The following is an 18,618-nucleotide window of genomic DNA, read 5'->3' on the forward strand; positions in this document are numbered from 1 at the left end:
GTATTACTAACAAACTTCCAGTTTTTCTTCTTACTGACTTCCGGACTTTCCGACTTCCGGACTATTCTTTATTAGAGACCCCGGCGGATTCAAAGGAAGCCATTTCCTGCAGGAAATTAACAGCAGACTGTATCAAAGGAATGGCCAGCGCAGCGCCCGTTCCCTCTCCCAATCGCAAACCCAGGTGCAGCAAGGTGCTGGCCTGCAGGTGTTGCAGCATTTTTTCATGACCATGCTCTCCGCTCGTATGCGCAAAGATGCAATAGGACAGGATGGACGGATTAAGCTGCTTTGCCAGCAGCAGGGCTGCCGTAGCGATAAATCCATCCACTACGATCACCATTTTTTGCGCAGCAGCCTGTAAATAAGCTCCTGTCATCATGGCGATCTCGAAACCGCCTACCGTAGCAAGTAACCTGATCGGCTGATCGCTAAGCTGCTGTAGCCGATGAAAGACATACACCTGCTCCAGCGTATTTATTTTGGTTTGTAGCTGTTCATTGTTGGCGCCTGTTCCCCGGCCCACACATTCTGCCACGGAAATACCCGTCACCGCGCTCATGATCAAAGAGGCCGACGAAGTATTGCCGATGCCCATTTCGCCAAAGCCAATGCAATTGGTGCCCCTGTCGGCAATTGTTTTTACAATGGCTTTCCCTTTCTCTATTGCTGCCAGTGCTGCAGCCTCACTCATCGCCGGCCCTTCCAGGTAATTACCGGTACCATATTCCATCTTTGCATTGATGAAAATATCGCCGTCTTTCACCCGCAGCTGTGTAGAAGCAGGTATCAGGTCAAAGTTCACCCCGGCGTCTACCACCTGTAAGGTGATATGGTGCTGCCGGCAAAACACATTGATGGCCGCGCCGCCATTCAGGAAGTTCAACACCATCTGGGCAGTCACTGCCTGCGGATAGGGGTTTACCAGTCCTGTTTTGGCAATGCCGTGATCGCCGGCAAAGATCACCATATAGGGCTGGGCGATCATGGGCGAAGTGGTTTCCTGTATCAATCCCACTTGCAGCGCAATGTCTTCCAGCAGGCCCAGTGAGCCCGGCGGCTTTGTTTTGTTGTTGATCTTGTGTTGCAGGTCGGCCTGCAGGGAGGCGGTAGTAGTATTTGTTATCATGGCTTTAATAGATCACAAAAATAAAATCCATAGGTGGAGGGCTGATCCATAGGGTTGCAGGAGTTGTCGCTTGTTTGCGGTGCTCCATAATGCCTGTACACGATCTCTCCTTTTGTATAAGGGATGGGGTAGTTGAAAATAGGCCCGTCAAATACAAAGGAATGATATTCGCCGTTCTCTCCACAAACATCTACACCCGGCGGCAGGTCGCGTACAAACGAGTCATTGATCAGCCGGCCGCAAAAACTCCTGTCGAGGAACTTTTCATTCACACAAACAATGATCGCTTTGAAGCCCAGTGCCAGGAACTCGTTCATCAGGTGCTGCGTAGGTATCTTCCATAAAGGAAACACACATCGTATGTCGGCAGTGGCCAGCTTTTGTTCCCGGTATATTTTCAGGTCTTCCAGGAAGATATCGCCAAATACCGCGTTGGTGTAGCCTGCTGCTTTCAGCGCTGTTACCTGCTGCATCATGGCCTGTTCATATTCCTGCATGCCAGGTTGTTCCGGCAATTCTATGGTGTGCAGGGGCAGTCCGATCGACCTGGCCTGTTCATTGAGCAGTTCCCGGCGCACCCCATGCATGGAGATGCGGTCATGCGCGGCATTGACGCTCGTGAGCAGGCTGTCAACGCTATAGCGCTCATCCTGTAGTATCTTATGCAGGCATAGGGAAGAATCCTTTCCGCCGCTCCAGTTCATGTATGCTTTGTGCTGCATTATTGATTATTCACGTTCTTGATCACCATCGGTATGCCGCTCACCATAAATACTACCTTATGCGCTTCGGCTGCAATATACTGGTTTACCCAGCCTTGCAGGTCCGTAAACTTGCGGCCTATATCCGTTTCCGCATGTACACCCATGCCGATCTCATTGCTGATGATAATAAAGGTGCCTGTTTGCTCCAACAACTGCTGGATCTCCAGCTTGCATTCGGCCAGGCAAAGATCAATATCGTATTTGTTGTCGATAAAGAAGTTGGTGAGCCATAGCGTTACACAGTCTATTACAGCTACTTTGTCATTGAGGTCGAGCTGGCTGATGTATTTTTCCTGTTCCACCGAAGTCCAGCGTTCATCCCGGTCATCCTGGTGCCGTTTGATGCGTTGCTGAAAATCACCATCCCATTGGCGGGCTGTGGCCACATAGGTGGGTGAGGAGCTCAATTGCAGGGCCAGGTCCTGGGCGTAACGACTTTTACCACTACGGGCTCCTCCGGTAATGAAAATGATACCGGGCTGTTGATCATTTATTGGCATCCAATGAAAATTTCTCTGTAAATAAAACGGGGCTTTGTTTCAGCTCCAGTAAACAATTCCTGCACAGGCAATCGCTGTACCGCCCTTCAATAAAAGCTTTTTCTTCTTCGCTGAAGCTGATCCCAAAGCATTGACACTGGAGTACATCACCTACTTTACATTCAAATGCCTGCTGACACCGGGGGCAGCTTTTTTGTTCATGCTTGCACATGGGCGTTTGTTTTAAAAAGCGAAGTACACTTGTGTTGTAAATGCGCAGGCACGGTAAAGAGGGTGGGGTGGAACATCGATGCCAGTATTTCAATGCCATCGGTAAGCGTGCTGGCGCTGGGCTGGGTAAACAGGTCATAATCGGCTATATAGACCGCTTCCTGTTGTACCGCTGTCAATTGGGCCCATTCAGGTTTATTGGTGAGCAGGTGCAATTCTTCGGCCGTACGTTCAATAGTAAATCCACAGGGTGCTATCACCAATACTTCAGGATTGTATCGCACGATCTTTTCCCAGGGCGTTACAATACTGTCGCCACCTGGGTTGGACAGCATATCGATGCCGCCGGCATACGCTATCTGGTAAGGTATCCAGTGGCCGCAATTGTAAATGGGCTCTACCCACTCCATCACCATTACTCTTTTGGGCGGTGCTTTGTGCGCTCTTAAGGTATCGATAATGGTATCTATTCTTTTTTGCAGGGCTGCCAGGTAAGGATAGGCTGCTTCCTCCTGCCCCATGGCGCTGGCAATAGTGATGGCCGTGCCAAACACGTCCTGCAGGGTATTGGGGGTGAGGGGTACCAACTGCGGCTGCTTATCCAGTTTGGCCACGGCAGTTGCTGTGCAGGCCGTATCTATCTGGCATACTTCGCATACATCCTGGGTAAAGATCACATCGGGCTGGATGGATTGCAGTAATTCCTCATCCACATAGTACAGGCTTTTGCCTTGCGCCTTGGAAGCCGAAAAGATCCGGTCGATCTCGATACTGCTGTAATGCTTGCCTTCCAGTACACAGCGTACTACCTTGCTTTTTTCGGCCAGGGCTGCGGGCGGGCATTCGAAGGTGATGCCGTGCAACAGGTGTTGCAGGTTCATATCATAGATCATTTGCGTAGCAGCGGGAAGAAAGGAACAGGCGACCATACAAGTATGATTGAAGTATGAATATTAATGGTAATTCTAAAGGGAAAGGGGAAGAGTGGTAAATGGCAAGTGGCGAGCAGGACCGTATATAAGCCCCGCTTGCCACTCACTACTCGCCACTTGTTTTATTTAAGCGTGTCCGTTGATAAGTCGTAATGAAGTAAACCTTCTTTGCAGCAACTCAAAGGCGCCAAAGAATATGCCGCTGTAGGCCAGGGTGCCCACCAGGAAATTCCACTCATAAGGAATGGCTGCTACCAGGCTGGTAAAATAGCCGCTCCAGGTTTTGGGATACATGGATTCTGCGATCACAAAACAACCGGGGCTGGTACCGATCCAGTGAATGAGTACGGCTACAAAAGAAGCCAGTACCACATTGGTAACCGTTACTTTCCGGATGATCCACTGACCGGCAAATGCGATCAGGGCAAATGAGCCATAGGTCCAGTAAAAACCTTCATAGAAGAAACGCCATTCACCATAATACACAAACCTGTTGAGAATGATATCACTCATCCATAATGTCAACAAAGGAAACAGGTAGGCCTTGTAGCTTTTGCTGAAATAAGCACCTCCAAACAGGGCCATGGCGCCCAGCGGGGTAAAGGTGGCCAGGGGCGCCATTTTGGCTTCCTTCGTCAGCACTATTCTCAACACAGCTGCCAGCAGCATAATAGCCAGCAGTACCAACATACGGGGATTGAATTTCTTCAGAGACATATTGTTTGTTTTAATAATTATAAACGTACGGTTAAACCTGCGTTGAAATTACGGCCTAATGCGTTATATCCAAGCACTTCCACGTAAGAAGTATTGGTAATGTTCTTCACATCTATGAACAACTTTAATGCCTTAATGAGCTGGTATTCTGCATAGAAATTAACCAGTGTATAGGCCTTCAGGTTGGTAATAGAGCTTGGAAAGGTACTAAAATCTATGTCACTGCGCTTGCCAAAGCTTTGTACGCCGGCGCTGGCAAACAGGGCCCTGGTGATATGGTAATTGACCGTGGCGCCAAATATGCTCTTGGGTCTGCGCAGCAGGTTGAAATAGGAAGTATCCTTTGCGCCGTTTTTGGTGGTCACCTTGCCGTCTACATAAGCATAAGAAAGTATAAGCTGACCTTTGTTCCTGAAATTAAAAGTGGGCTCAATCTCAAAACCCCAATCCTTTTGTTTGTCCTGGTTAATATAATAGTTGGCAAACGTGTTGGGGTCTGTATAAAATACAATGGCGTCTTTTACATCGCGTTTAAACACCGCTACCCTTGCATTGACCAGGTTGTTGGTGGAGAAATACTGCACACCACCTTCATAGGTGATGGCTTTCTCGGGATCGAGGGCAGTAAAGGGATTCTGGTATTCGGAGTACAGTTGGTACAAGGTAGGGACCTTGTAGGCAGTTGATACGTTGGCAAATATTTTGAACTGGCGGTTGAGCAGGAACGAAGGGTTCACATTAAATACGCCGTTATTGCCGTATACAGAGTGGTGGTTGAAGCGGCCGCCAGCTTCGATATTAAAGCCAGACTTGTCTGTGAAAGCAAACGCACCGTAAACGCCTACCTGGTTTTGTTTGGCCGAGTCGGAATTGATCGTGCTGCCATAGGAACCCTTCGCGATGACGCCCGGCATCAGGTCGAATTTGTAGATGCCCGCGGTAGTAACATCAGTGACGCCGTTGCGGTAATCTACGCCGCCGGTAAAGGAAAGGGATGATAGGATGGGCACATGCACATAGGCATCAATAAAATGCTCTTTGCCTTTATAATACCCGGTGCTATAACCATCATAGGGCGATTCCTTCATGAGCGAATCATTGAAGTAATTTCTTTCAGTAAGTGTATAATTGTACAGCAGGTTCAGTTTCACCTGACCCAGGGTAAATTCATTGCGGATACCCGTTTGCAGGTTCTTTAAATTGTAGGTATAATCCTTGTCATCTGCAAAGGCATCGCTGTCCAGCCTGCCGTTGTACTTGCTGTAACGCAGGTAGGGTGTGATCTTCGCTATATTCTTCACTTTGAAGCCGAAGTTGGCGATAAAAGAGTTCTGTTCATACCCGTCTTTGTCAAATTTGCTTGTATTGGCTTTGTCGGTAGATTCACTGATGCCATCTGTTTTATAATGCGTGTAGCCAACATTATAGCTTGCCAGATCGCCACCGCCGCTGATGCCGGCATTGATCTTCCTGGTCTCATAGCTGCCATAGGTAGCTGTTAAAAAAGGAGAGATGAGCTTATTGCCGCCGCCCTGGCGGGTGATAATATTGATGACGCCGGCGATGGCATCGGAACCGTATAAGGTAGACTGACTGCCTTTTAATATCTCGATCCTTTCAATATTGTCAACAGGCAGTAGGCGGAAGTCGAAGTTGCTGCTGGAGCCCGTAGCATCATAGATGGGTACGCCATCGATCATGATGAGGGTATAGTCGGCCTTGGCGCCCCGCAGGTAAATGGACTTGTCTTTACCGGGATTGCTGTTGGCGCCGTTCACCGATATACCGGTTTGCTCATTCAATAACTGCGAGAGGTCTTTGCCTGTGCTGCGATCGAGTTGGGCGCGGGTGATCACCGTGATCACCTTACCGGTTTCTGATGTCTTTTTGGGATACTTGGTAGCGGTAACCACCACTTCATCCATCGCTTTTGATTGTGTGGAATCCTGTGCCTGTGCATACATGGCCGCCAGCAGGGCCGATAATGTAAGTAACCTTCTTGTCATGCTCATAGTTTTTTTGATGTGATGAACTATGAACCTTCGGAAATAATGAATACAAACAGAAATGAAATGTCTTCTTGCAGTAAGACTGTTTCACCCCGGCCTTTCACCCGAAAGCTCGTTGATGTTGTTGTTGATAACTGGCAGGTCTTCTGGCTTGTTTTTCCTGTTCAACACCTTCCCGCCCTTCCTATAGGGCAGTGGTACGAAGATTGAACCTGTTGAGAAGCGAGTGGTGATTGGCCACTAACTTCTTACAAAACTTACAGCTACGGGGATAGCACCGGATTTACACCGGTTTCCCTTTTAATCCTGGCCGCCTGGTGGCGCACCGGAAACCAATTACGGCGGCAAATGTAGTAAATGCTTTGGGTTTGGAACTGGAAACTTACTAAGCAGGGCTGCCTGATGCCGGATAGAACAAAGAAAGGTTTGGGTGATTTTCTGGCCAAACTACCCCCGCCCTACCCCCCTCTTCCTCCTTCATTCATTCTCTTTACCTTCTTGTATCTTGTATACTTCTTAGGGTATTCCTTGGGTTATCCTGGGGTATTTACCCATAGCAAACCTCAAGAAAACCCTAGGATGACCCTAAGATGACCTTAGGTTACGCGAGCCTACAGAGGAGAAAGAAGCTACCTTCTCCGGTCTTACAGGCTCCCACGAAGCTGTTAAGACCCGGTTTTGCCCTTGGGAGGGAAGCGATTATTTACTCCCAGCAATAAATTTTAAGGTAATTCCGCCAAAATAATTGGCGCCTGCGGCAGGATTATAATACCGTCCGGCAGCAGCATTGATATCATTGCCCAGGCTATAGCGTACATCAAACATATTGTCGGCGCCGGCAAAGAGGTCGGCGGCAATACGTTTGGTGAGGGGGGTGCGCCAGCCTATCCGGGCGCCCATTAGCTGGTAGGAGGAAGCAATATCTGTATTGGCATCATTGAGGGCAATGGGGTCGCTGTAATACCAGGTAATATTGCCATACAAGCCCGGGCGGGTACTAACATCCAGTCCGGCAGTTACAATTTGTGGGGCTACGCTGGGCAGTTGCTTGCCCGAAAGATCGGTAGTGCCCTGTTTAAAATCATCGTAGCGGAAACGGCTCCAGGTATGGCTGATCCACAGGCGGGCATTGGTGATAAAGCGGTTGCGGCTGGGCAGCAGTTGGTAATAAACCTGCGATTCCAGCCCCTTTTGTTTGGTAGACCCGGCATTCACAAAGTAATCGGCATTGCTCGCATCGCGGCGCTGTACAATGGCATTCTGCAGGCGATAATAGAAAGCATTGATCTCTACATACAGGCGCTGTTTCAGCCAGCTGCTTTTGATACCTGCTTCATAGTTTACCCCCTCTTCTGCTTTGAGGCCCGTACTGATCACCGAAGTGGAAGGCAGTATTTCCTGGGTGGTAGGTGGCGAGAAACCCCTGGCTACGCTGGCATAGAGCAATAGCTCCGGAATGATCTTTTTTGATACGGCAATGCGGGGCGCAAATCCGTTGTTGTAGATCTTCTTCACCCTTACCTTTTGCGGGTAGAGACGGCCTATATTCACGGACAGCCTGTTGAGGCTGGCGCCGGCATCAATGTTCCAGTCGCCTGGGAAGCGGAGACCCGCTTGTAAAAATACCAGGCTGGTGATGGAGCCCAGGTCATCATCGGTTTGTAATGAATCGGGGCTGCCTGCTTTATTCTGGTAGGTTTTGGTATTGAAGAATCCACGTTGAATTTCTCCACCCCAGGTGATGTTGAGCTTTGTAGCTTCGATGGCGGTATTCCAATTGAATACCGTGCGGCCGCCCAGGTGTGGTTCGGTCCTTTTTTCATAGTTCCTGAACGTAGGATTATCAATGAGGGAAAAGGCGCCATATACTGTGGTATGATTGGAAAAACGATCGTTGAAACGGTAGGTATTGGTGATGCCTGCCAGGAAGTTCTTCGTGTAGATGGTGGCATTCAATGCTTCTGCATTGGGCCGTGCTGCGCGGGGATCAAGGGTGTATTCAGCTTTGGTAAGTCCGCCAGGCGTCTGGTACCAGAAGTCGCTGTAGAGTACGCTGGCCTGTATCTGTTGTTTATCGCTCACCTTTAACTGCGTTTCCCAGGTAGCCACTTTACGATCCATATTGGTATGTACCCGGTAACCATTGGAAGATTGGTGGGTAAAGGAAAATACATTGCGGCGGTCGTCGCTGCCCAGTCGCACCTGTGCATTAATATTATGAAGGTTATAGCTGCCGTAGAGGTAACTGAGGTCGGCCCCTGCTGACCAGGCTTCGGGTTGACTGGTAATGAGCAAAGCGCCACCGGTACCGGCGCCGTAGAGACTGCCAGCCGGCCCTTTGATCACTTCCAATGAATGTACATTGTAGTAGCTGAGCATATTGAGGTAGGTGTTGCCACCGGGATCGGTAAAGGGAATATCATTCCAGTATACTTTGATATTACGTACACCAAAAGGGGAGCGGAGGGTGCTGCCTCTCACATTGAGGCGATAGCTGCCGGGCGAACGTTCTTCCATGTGTACGCCGGGTGTACTATTGAGGGCAGGCAACAGACTTGTATTATTAAAACGTTCCAATTGTGTTTTGCTGATGTAGTTAATGGCGCCGGAAACCTCTTTTAGCTGACGGTTTTGTTCATAGGCTTTGATGGTTACCGGTTGCAGGGCGGTGGCTGAGTCAGGGGAGGTTGTTTCCTGGGCAGTAAGTTGGTTGGTCAATACAGTGATCAGGAGGAAAAGGAGGGAGTGTTTCATCGCTGTAAAAATAGGGAAAAGCCGGCTACTGCTAAAGCTCGTAGCTCGTGGCTCAAAGCTCGCAGCTTTTCTTTATCTTCCACGAATGAAGTCCAAACTAAGCTTATTCGATCTCACCATGATTGTTATTGGACTGGTGATCGGAATGGGCATTTTCAGAACTGCTTCCAATTCGGCAAAAGATGCTTTAACCCCAGGTGTTTTTTTTGCAGCCTGGATCGTAGGAGGGCTGGTAGCCCTTTGTGGCGCCCTTACCTATGCCGAGATCGGCTCCAGGCATCCCGCTACCGGCGGCTATTACCGCATATTTTCCTACGCATACCATCCTTCGCTGGCATTCTCCATTAATTGCCTCATACTGGTATCCAATGCGGGTTCCTTGTCGGGGGTGGCGCTTATAGGAGCTGGCTATATCAGCAAGGTCATGTTTGCCGGACCTGTATCGGACCTCACCAAGGTATTGATCGCTTCTGTAGGGATCATTATTTTTTATGGGGTCAACCTGCTGGGGCTCAGGATGAGCGCTAAAACGCAAAATGTACTGATGGTTATTAAGATCGGTATGGTGCTCATGCTCATTGCTGCCTTATTTTTTCCGGCCCTGTACCACGATAACAGTGCTGCGATGGCGGCGCACCCTGAAGCTGGCTGGGATCAGTATGTAAAATCATTTGGATTGAGTTTAGTAGCGGTATCCTTTACGTATGGGGGGTATCAGCAAACCATCAATTTTGGTCATGAAGTGAAAGACGCCTCCCGTAATATCCCCCGGGGTATTTTTATAGGCATTACAGCTATTATTATTTTATACCTGGCGGTAAACTACAGTTATTACAAAATAGTAGGATTTGAGAACCTGAAAAATACCAATGAGATTGCTTCTGTCATAGCTTTTAAGCTCTTTGGCCAGGATGGCGCCAATGTATTTTCGGGGCTGTTATTCCTGTCGGTACTGGCTTATGTGAACGTGCAGCTCATGAGCAACCCCCGGGTAATGTTTGCCATGAGTGAAGATGGTGTATTGCCTACTGTTTTTAAGGCCAAGTCGGCCAAAAAGGAAGTGGTGGTCACTTCCCTTACGGTATTCACCATCATCTGTATCATCGTATTGTTCTTTGCCAAGACCTTTGATGAGATATTGAGCTTTACCATTTTCCTCGATTGTTTTGGAATGGCCCTTTCGGCCGGTTCCATTTTTATGCTGCGCAAGCGTACCAAGCACCTCAATGGAACGGGTATCTATTCCATGAAGCTGTATCCCCTGCAACCGATCGTTTTCATTGCTGCCTATATCTTTGTATGCATTAGCATCATTATCAATAAACCCATGACGGCATTGATCGGAATATCGGTGCTGGCCGGGTTTATGTTATTATATTTTTTAATGCCGAAAAAAAGCCCAACGAAAACTGATAATTAACATGATGCCTGACCAAGATCTGTCATATATCCTCAATGAATTGGGGGAAGAAAGGGAGCAATACTTCCGTGCAATAGCGCCGCCTATTATGCAAAGCAGCAATTTCGCTTTTAAGAAAGTGGAAGACCTGCGCAAGGTATTTGAAGATGAGTACAGCAATTATCTCTATAGCCGGGGCCTCAATCCTACGGTGGAGATACTGCGCAAAAAGCTGGCGGCACTGGATGGGGCAGAAGACTGCCTGGTATTCAACAGCGGGGCTTCGGCCATCTTTGCTTCAGTATTTGCCAATATCCAATCCGGTGATCATATCGTATCGGTTGGCAAACCCTATACCTGGGCGCAAAAGATGTTTGACAATGTATTGCCCCGCTTTGGTGTAGCTACTACCTATGTAGACGGCACAAAGATCGAAAATTTTGAAAGGGCCATTCTTCCCAATACCAAAGTGATCTATCTCGAATCGCCCAACAGTTGGGATTTTGCCCTGCAGGACCTGCGGGCGATAGCCGAGCTGGCCAGGGCAGAGGGGATCATTACCATTTGCGACAATAGCTATTGTACCCCCTTGTACCAGCGGCCCATTGAAATGGGTATCGATATGGTATTACAATCGGCCACCAAATACATCGGCGGCCACAGTGATGTGGTAGCCGGCGTACTTACCGGTACGCGGGAGATGATGAAGAAGATCTTCGACAATGAGCTGCTGAACATGGGCAATGGGGTGTCGCCCTTTAATGCCTGGCTGCTGATCAGGGGTTTACGCACCCTCCCCTTACGCCTGGAACGTATTACCGTAACTACCCGCAAAGTGATCGACTATCTAAAACAACATCCTTCTGTAGAAGAAGTTATATTCCCCCTGGATGACAGTTTTCCCCAACTGGAGCTGGCCCGACAGCAGATGACGGGCGCCTGTGGTTTATTGACCATCGTCATGAAAGCAGAAAAAATGGAAGAAATTGTAACCTTCTGTGAATCACTGCGACATATTATGATGGCGGTAAGCTGGGGTGGTCATGAAAGCCTGGCCATACCGCGCTGCGCCTCCCTTCAACCGTCAGCTTTTAATGCTGCGGAAAAGGAGCATCGTATGATCCGGATCTATGTAGGATTGGAAGAGGCCGGTTACCTGATTGCCGACATGGAGCAGGCCTTTGCGGCGGTGCATTAATGTTGTCATGATGGTAGTGCAGCAGGTAAGCCTGTCCGTACTGATCAAAGATCTGTTAAATGTTTGCCTGGGCCTTTTGAAATGGCTGTCCATAGGCTTCTGGCTGATCTTGGGCGGTAATTTTAACCGTAATTTTTTTTATCCTTTGCTGGGCATGCAGTATTTTGTGTGGTTAAGGTTTTCTGAGCAGTATGCCGGCAACCGGTACCTTCTTTATTTTATAATCAGATTTGGTCTATGAGAAGAAAAATTCTATTACCTGTTTTATTGCAGATAGGGCTAATTGGTACCGTGTTTGGGCAGGATAAATGGGACCTGCAGCGCTGCGTAGAATATGCCTGGGCCAATAATATTACTATCAAACAGAGTAGTGTACAGGCAGAACTGGCTGAGGTAGACCTGAAACAAAACCAGTGGGGGCAATACCCGGGTGTTGATTTTAACTCCAGTTCGGGCATGCAATGGGGCCGTTCTATTGACCGTACTACCAACGTATATACCAATGTCTCTTCCGTTTTCCAGAGCTTCAATGCCAACCTGGGCATTACTGTTTTTAACTGGAACCGCATTAAGAATACTATTCTGGGCAGCCGTTATGCCAAAGACGCAGCCCATATGGATGTGGAAAAATCAAAGAATGATGTGGCGCTGAATGTGGCCACTTATTACCTCCAGGTATTGCTGGCCCGCCAGCAAATGGATATTGCCAAAGTGCAGATGGGGCAAACGATGAGCCAGATACAATTTACCCGGAAAAAAGTGGAGGCCGGCGCCGTTCCCGAACTGGATGCCCTTACGCTGGAAGGACAATATGCTACCGATAGTTCCAATTATATTACTGCTGCATCCAATGTAGACCAGGCCATGCTTACTTTGAAAGTAGCGCTGAACCTGGATGCGGGCGCCGCTTTTGATATTGCCAGCCCCCCGGTGGATCAGATACCGGTAGATCCAATTCTTCAGTTGCAGCCGGAAACCGTTTTCCAGATAGCGATGAAGAGCCAGCCGGCGCAACGGGCCAATGAGCTAAGGATACAATCGATGATGACGAATCTGAAAGCGAGCCGGGCTTTCATGTACCCCACTATTTCAGTATTCGGTGGCCTGGGTACCAACTTTACGAGCCCTACCAAGGCTTTCAACGAATATGTGGACGGTGTAACGCAGATCGGATATGCGCAACAAAGTCCTACGGTATTGTACCCGGTATATATACCGAAAACAGGTGTCAATTCGCATAAAAAATCTTTTGGTGAAATATGGGATGGCTGGGGTTCGCAGATCAATAATAACTTTGGTCAAAACCTTGGTTTCACTATTTCAGTACCCATCCTTAGCGGTGGGCAGGCGCGCTTCAATTATCAGCGTGCCAAACTTAATCTCAAAGGGGCGCAGGTGACGAAAGAACTGGTCGATCAGACGCTGAAAAATGATATTTACAAAGCTTATTACAGTGCGGCTGCCGCCATGCAGAAATTCAATGCTTCCAAAACCTCGGTAGCAATTACCCAAAAGACTTATGAGTTTGCTGTGAAAAGATATGAACTGGGGCTGCTCAATACCTATGATCTGCTGATCACTCAAAACAACTTTACCCGTGCCAAACTGGACCGGGTCTCTGCAGAATTTGACTATGTGTTCAAAATGAAAGTACTTGAATTTTATAAAGGTCAGGGCATCAAACTAACGAACTAACTAACTGTACAACCAATAATCGAATTATGAAGAAGAAAAAAATCTGGTGGATCATTATAGCCCTTGTTGTAGTGGTCGTACTGTTGCTGGCGCTTAAATCGGGCGGCGTCATCGGCAAAGAGGAAGGTTTAAAAGTGTCAACTGAAAAAGTGACCAAACGCACCATTATTGAAACCGTTAACGCCAGTGGTAAAGTATTTCCAGAAATTGAAGTAAAGATCAGTCCTGATATCTCCGGTGAAATTGTGGAATTGAAATATGCTGAGGGTGATAGCGTAAAGAAAGGCGCTGTACTGGCCCGTATCTACGCGGATATTTATTCTACCCAGCGCAACCAGGCTTCTGCCCAGGTGGATCAGCAGCAGGCTTCGGTCGAAAACAGCAAGGCCCAGCTGGAAAGCCTTAAATCGGCACAGGACCTGGCACAGCGTACCTATGACCGTCAGAAGCAATTGGCTGCTGAAAAGGTGATCTCTGCTGCTGAATTTGATCAGGCTGATAATGCGCTCAAAACCGCCAAAGCCAATTATAATGCAGCCCTTCAGAATATCCGCAGCGGGCAGGCTTCCATAGCCAGCGCCCGGGCCAACCTGGAAAAGGCTGACAAAGACCTTAGCCGTACGGCTGTACTGGCTACAATGGATGGGGTAGTATCGCTCATGAATGTAAAGAAAGGCGAGCGCGTAGTAGGTAACTCCATGATGGCGGGTACTGAAATGATGCGTATTGCCGACCTGAGTGCGATGGAAGTGCAGGTGGACGTGGGTGAAAATGATATCCCTAAAGTAAACCTGGGCGATTCGGCATTGATCGAAGTCGATGCATACAATAACCGCAAATTCAAAGGTATTGTTACCAAGATTGCCAGCAGCAATACCACAGCAGCCTCCGCTGCTGCTGCCACCAGCAACGATGTGACCAATTATAAAGTGCATATCCGCATTTTACGGGAATCCTACAAAGACCTGATCGATCCTTCCAAACCTAAAAAGTTTCCTTTCCGGCCCGGTATGAACGCGAGTGCAGACATCCAAACGCTCACCAAGGCCAATGTAATAGCTTCTGCTATCAATGCGGTGACTACGCGCGAAAAAGGAACGGATAAGGTAGCGAATAGCGATAAGGATAAGGATAAGAAACAGGAAGAAGGTATCCAGGAAGAAACCAAAGCCGGCTTGTCTACTGACCTCGATGAAGTCGTTTTTGTGTTGCAGCCGGGCGGAACGGTAAAACGTGTAAAGGTGAGAACGGGCATCCAGGATATCAACTATATTGAAATACTGGGTGGTTTGAAAGAAGGCGATGAGATCGTTACCGCGCCTTACAATGTCATTAGCAAAACCCTCAAAGACGGCATGAAAGTAAAAGTGGTGCCGGCTGATAAATTATTTGAAGTAAAGAAATAAGCATAACAGCAAAAAGGTGTAACCAGGGCTCAGGCGTTCGCGTCTGAGCCTTGTGCTTTAGGGGGCTGCCCTCAAAAATGGACGGTTGCTGTAACAAAACCGGACACAGGCAGGTTGGTAAATAACGATGTGTAATTGATTGTCAATTATATATTAAAGTGGCATCCTGTTGGCCCTGTTATTAAGCAACGTGGTTTTGGATTGGTCGGAGGGATAACAATTTTCAGTAAGCTGTTTAAAATAATGACTTGTGATAAAAAGCTATTTTACGATTGCCATACGTAATCTCTGGAGAAGCAAAGGTTTCTCAGCCATCAACGTATTGGGATTGGCCATTGGTATTGCCACCTGTGTCATCATTATGCTTTTTGTGCAGCATGAATTAAGTTATGACCGCTACAATAAGAAGGCCGACCGCATGGTACGGGTAGTATTCCGCGGTCATGTGAAGGGAGAAAAAATGAAGGAAGCCAATGTCTTTCCCCCGGTAGCGCAGGCGCTGAAAAATGATTACCCGGAAGTGCAGGAAGCCACCCGTATATACGTTGGCGGATCGCCATTGGTCAGCTATAAAGGCAAGACATTCAAGGAAAGTGCTTTCGCTTATGCCGATTCTAATTTTTTCCAGGTGTTTACCCTGCCATTCCTGGAAGGGGATGTGCACACAGCTTTAGCAGCACCTAATTCGATGGTGATCACCAAGGCGCTGGCCGTAAAGTATTTTGGCAATGAAAGTCCCATTGGAAAAATACTGGAGTTTAAAGATTGGAATGCTGCCTACAAAATAACCGGCCTTATTGATAAGGTGCCGGAAAATTCACATTTTCATTTCGACATGTTTGTATCAATGGCCAACCAGGATGTTGCCCGGTCTACCTCCTGGATGAGGTCTGGTTTTTTCACCTACCTGGTTTTGCCGGAAGGGTATAATTACAAGCAACTGGAAGCCAAGCTGCCTGCTGCGGTAGAAAAATACATGGGACCACAATTACAGCAGGCCATGGGGCTGAGCCTGGCCGAGTTCAGGAAGGGCGGCAATGATGTAGGGTTGTACCTGCAGCCACTTCCTGATATACACCTGCATTCGGATTTTACCAATGATTTTGAGGCGCCCGGCGATATCCGCTATGTATATATTTTCAGCGCCATTGCTTTGTTTATGCTGCTGATTGCCTGTATCAATTTTATGAACCTGTCTACAGCCAGTGCCGGTAAGCGGGCAAAAGAAGTAGGCATACGAAAAGTAATGGGGTCGTTGAAAGGGCAATTGGTAAGACAGTTTTTACTGGAATCCATTTTGCTCACGCTTGTGGCCCTGGTATTATCGATCGTTTTTGTTAAACTGGCGTTGCCGGTATTTAATGATATAGCCGGTAAAAACCTGCGCCTGGACCTATTAAACAACCCGTGGCTCTTGCCAGGCTTATTGTTGCTGGGCCTTATCACCAGTGTATTGGCTGGTAGCTACCCGGCTTTCTTCATCTCTTCGTTTAAACCGGTGGCTGTATTGAAAGGACAGTTGACATCCGGCAAAAAAAGCGCTGGCCTGCGCAGTGGCCTGGTGGTTTTCCAGTTCTTTATTTCCATTACCCTGATGGTGAGTACGGCGGTTGTATACAGCCAGCTTTCTTTTATCCAAAACAAAAAACTGGGTTACAATAAAGAGCAGGTCCTCATCCTGCCGGAAACCTGGATGCTGGGACAACACAACCAGCAAATACTGCGGCAGCAGATATTGCAGGACCCCCGCGCTGCCAACGTAACGGGCTCCTGGTTTTTGCCAGCCGGCCCCTCCAATGGCAACAACTTCTTCATATACGAGGACAAGATTGCAGAGCAGATCAAAACGCTCCGGTATGAGGTAGATTATAATTATATTCCAACGCTGGGTATGGAACTGGTGGCGGGAAGAAATTTTTCAAAAGACTTTGGTACTGATTCTGCCGCTGTCATTGTGAATGAAACGACTGTTGCCGCCATGGGATGGGGGCAACATGCGTTGGATAAAGTGATCTCCCACGCTGATAATGCTGGTGTAAAAACCTCTTATAGGGTAATTGGTGTGGTGAAGGATTTTCATTTCAAATCATTGCATGAGCGGATCTCGCCCCTGGTCATGACGCTGAACGATGGTTATGGTACGCTCATCATTAAAACAAAGACCAAAGACATCGCTTCCCTGGTGACCAGCATTAAAAGCAAGTGGGAACAACTAGGTACGGGCGCTCCTTTCAATTATACTTTCCTGGATGACCAGTTCATGAAAGTATACCGGGCAGAACAGAACACCGCGTACATATTGGGCATCTTTGCCGGGCTCACGATTTTTGTAGCCTGCCTGGGATTGTTTGGCCTGGCTACTTTTACAGCCCGCCAACGGAATAAAGAGATCAGCATCCGGAAAGTGCTGGGCGCCAGTGTTACGGGTATTGTGTCTTTATTGTCAAAAGACTTCCTCAAGTTGGTGGCCATTGCGTTTGTTATAGCAGCTCCTATTGCCTGGTACATCATGAACCAATGGCTGCAGGATTTTGAATACCGGATCACTATTACCTGGTGGGTATTTGCCGTAGCGGCGCTGGCAGCTATTGTGATCACGCTGGTTACGGTAAGCATCCAGGCCATCAAGGCAGCCCTCTCTAATCCGGTAAAAACTTTGCGCAGCGAATAACGGTTTATACAAGATTGTCAGGCTGAGTCCCGCAAAGCGGGATAAACTTTGTCGAAGCCGGCTTCGGCAGCCCTTCGACAGGCTCGGGGTGACAGGGCTCAGCCTGACAACCGTCTTGCGACTTTCCCCTGTTTTCTTACTTTTGGGTCAAATAATGATCCATGAGAGTAGGTATTATTGGCAGCGGAAGTTGGGCAACGGCTTTGGTGAAGATCCTTACAGACAACAAGAACCCGGTTCACTGGTACATCCGCAAAGAGGCGGTTGTTAAACACCTGCAGCAGCGGCACCACAACCCTCATTACCTGCATTCTGTTTATTTTGATACTTCCTTATTGACCCTCAGCACAGATATCGCAGCCGTAGTAGCTGCCAGTGACTGTATCCTGATCGGCGTGCCCTCGGCCTATATCCTGGAAACCCTCCAACCCCTGGGCAAAGACGCCTTCAAAGGAAAAAAGATCATTTCTGCGGTAAAAGGCATCCTGCCACAAAAGAACCTGCTGTTGAATGATTACCTGGCGGCGGAATATGAGTTGCCCCAATCGGATTATTTTACAGTCATGGGCCCCTGCCATGCAGAAGAAGTGGCGGCAGAAAAACTCTCCTACCTGACTTTTTCGGGGGTGGATGTAACATTTACTGAAGAAATAGCGACTTACTTTAAGACAGAGTACATCAATACGATCGTGAACAACGATGTGTATGGGGTGCAATATGCCGCTATCCTGAAGAATATCTATGCATTGGGGTCGGGCATTGCGCACGGGTTGGAATATGGTGATAATTTCCTGAGCGTGCTGATAGCCAATTGTGCCGATGAAATGGCTGGTTTTCTTAAGAAGGTGGGCATTCAGCACATTGAAGTGGGTATCCATGAAGAAGACCCTGTTACCCACCGGCGAGCGTCCAATTATTCAGCTTCTGTGTACCTGGGCGACCTGCTGGTAACCTGTTATTCACTGTTTAGCCGTAACCGTACTTTTGGCAATATGATCGGCAAAGGATATTCCGTACGTACTACGCAGCTGGAAATGAATATGGTAGCGGAAGGTTATTATGCCTGTAAATGCATGTATGACATAAATCAATCGGTAGGGGCAGAAATGCCTATTGCCACGGCTGTATACCGCATATTATGGGAAAATGTTAAACCTGGCGATGGATTTAAACAAATAGAGCAGGTGCTGGTCTAAAAAGTGTACCTTACATCAGCGATATGCCTTTATCTTAC

At 48.0% G+C, this 18,618-nt stretch carries 14 protein-coding genes and 1 riboswitch; of the genes, 6 read left to right on the plus strand and 8 right to left on the minus strand.

Features of this window, described 5'->3' with window-relative positions; genetic code table 11:
• Positions 1–61: 61 nt before the first annotated feature.
• The 8 genes from cobT to D3H65_RS26040 form a co-directional block, all read right to left on the minus strand.
• The gene (gene cobT / locus D3H65_RS26005) at positions 62–1,129 is read right to left on the minus strand and encodes a nicotinate-nucleotide--dimethylbenzimidazole phosphoribosyltransferase (protein ID WP_119053102.1); all 1,068 of its coding nucleotides are present in this window, start codon (positions 1,127–1,129) and stop codon (positions 62–64) included.
• Positions 1,126–1,851 (minus strand): adenine nucleotide alpha hydrolase, encoded by a 726-nt coding sequence (locus tag D3H65_RS26010; protein ID WP_245999590.1) that lies wholly within the window; start codon positions 1,849–1,851, stop codon positions 1,126–1,128. The genes cobT and D3H65_RS26010 overlap by 4 nt, the downstream gene beginning before the upstream one ends.
• On the minus strand, positions 1,851–2,393 hold the full coding sequence (locus D3H65_RS26015) for a bifunctional adenosylcobinamide kinase/adenosylcobinamide-phosphate guanylyltransferase (RefSeq protein ID WP_119053103.1): 543 nt from the start codon (positions 2,391–2,393) through the stop codon (positions 1,851–1,853). Before D3H65_RS26015 ends, D3H65_RS26010 begins: the two co-directional genes overlap by 1 nt.
• Positions 2,380–2,604 carry a cysteine-rich CWC family protein gene (locus tag D3H65_RS26020; RefSeq protein ID WP_119053104.1) on the minus strand — a complete coding sequence of 75 codons (225 nt, stop codon included), beginning with the start codon at positions 2,602–2,604 and terminating at the stop codon, positions 2,380–2,382. The genes D3H65_RS26015 and D3H65_RS26020 overlap by 14 nt, the downstream gene beginning before the upstream one ends.
• Positions 2,591–3,532 (minus strand): ABC transporter substrate-binding protein, encoded by a 942-nt coding sequence (locus D3H65_RS26025; protein ID WP_119053105.1) that lies wholly within the window; start codon positions 3,530–3,532, stop codon positions 2,591–2,593. The genes D3H65_RS26020 and D3H65_RS26025 overlap by 14 nt, the downstream gene beginning before the upstream one ends.
• Before the next feature lie 129 nt (positions 3,533–3,661).
• Positions 3,662–4,252, minus strand: coding sequence for a DUF6580 family putative transport protein (locus tag D3H65_RS26030; protein WP_119053106.1), 591 nt, complete (start codon positions 4,250–4,252; stop codon positions 3,662–3,664).
• A 17-nt stretch (positions 4,253–4,269) separates the two neighbouring features.
• Positions 4,270–6,258: a TonB-dependent receptor plug domain-containing protein gene (locus tag D3H65_RS26035; protein WP_162915818.1), complete on the minus strand. Its 1,989-nt coding sequence runs from the start codon at positions 6,256–6,258 to the stop codon at positions 4,270–4,272.
• Positions 6,259–6,380: 122 nt separating this feature from the next.
• Positions 6,381–6,613, minus strand: a riboswitch (cobalamin riboswitch).
• A gap of 347 nt (positions 6,614–6,960) precedes the next feature.
• On the minus strand, positions 6,961–9,015 hold the full coding sequence (locus D3H65_RS26040; RefSeq protein ID WP_119053108.1) for a TonB-dependent receptor: 2,055 nt from the start codon (positions 9,013–9,015) through the stop codon (positions 6,961–6,963).
• A gap of 85 nt (positions 9,016–9,100) precedes the next feature.
• On the opposite strand from D3H65_RS26040, the gene D3H65_RS26045 reads away from it, so the two are divergent.
• The 6 genes from D3H65_RS26045 (at position 9,101) to D3H65_RS26075 (ending at position 18,580) form a co-directional block, all read left to right on the plus strand.
• Positions 9,101–10,435, plus strand: coding sequence for an APC family permease (locus D3H65_RS26045; RefSeq protein WP_119053109.1), 1,335 nt, complete (start codon positions 9,101–9,103; stop codon positions 10,433–10,435).
• A gap of 1 nt (position 10,436) precedes the next feature.
• The gene (locus D3H65_RS26050) at positions 10,437–11,612 is read left to right on the plus strand and encodes a trans-sulfuration enzyme family protein (protein WP_245999591.1); all 1,176 of its coding nucleotides are present in this window, start codon (positions 10,437–10,439) and stop codon (positions 11,610–11,612) included.
• Positions 11,613–11,849: 237 nt separating this feature from the next.
• Positions 11,850–13,307, plus strand: coding sequence for a TolC family protein (locus D3H65_RS26060; protein ID WP_119053111.1), 1,458 nt, complete (start codon positions 11,850–11,852; stop codon positions 13,305–13,307).
• Between the two features lie 26 nt (positions 13,308–13,333).
• Positions 13,334–14,713: an efflux RND transporter periplasmic adaptor subunit gene (locus D3H65_RS26065; protein ID WP_119053112.1), complete on the plus strand. Its 1,380-nt coding sequence runs from the start codon at positions 13,334–13,336 to the stop codon at positions 14,711–14,713.
• A 250-nt stretch (positions 14,714–14,963) separates the two neighbouring features.
• A complete protein-coding gene (locus tag D3H65_RS26070) occupies positions 14,964–17,384 on the plus strand; it encodes an ABC transporter permease (protein WP_119053113.1) in 2,421 nt (806 codons plus the stop codon).
• 161 nt (positions 17,385–17,545) lie between these two features.
• A complete protein-coding gene (locus D3H65_RS26075; RefSeq protein WP_119053114.1) occupies positions 17,546–18,580 on the plus strand; it encodes an NAD(P)H-dependent glycerol-3-phosphate dehydrogenase in 1,035 nt (344 codons plus the stop codon).
• Positions 18,581–18,618: the final 38 nt, after the last annotated feature.

This window comes from Paraflavitalea soli (assembly GCF_003555545.1).
Lineage (GTDB): Bacteria > Bacteroidota > Bacteroidia > Chitinophagales > Chitinophagaceae > Paraflavitalea > Paraflavitalea soli.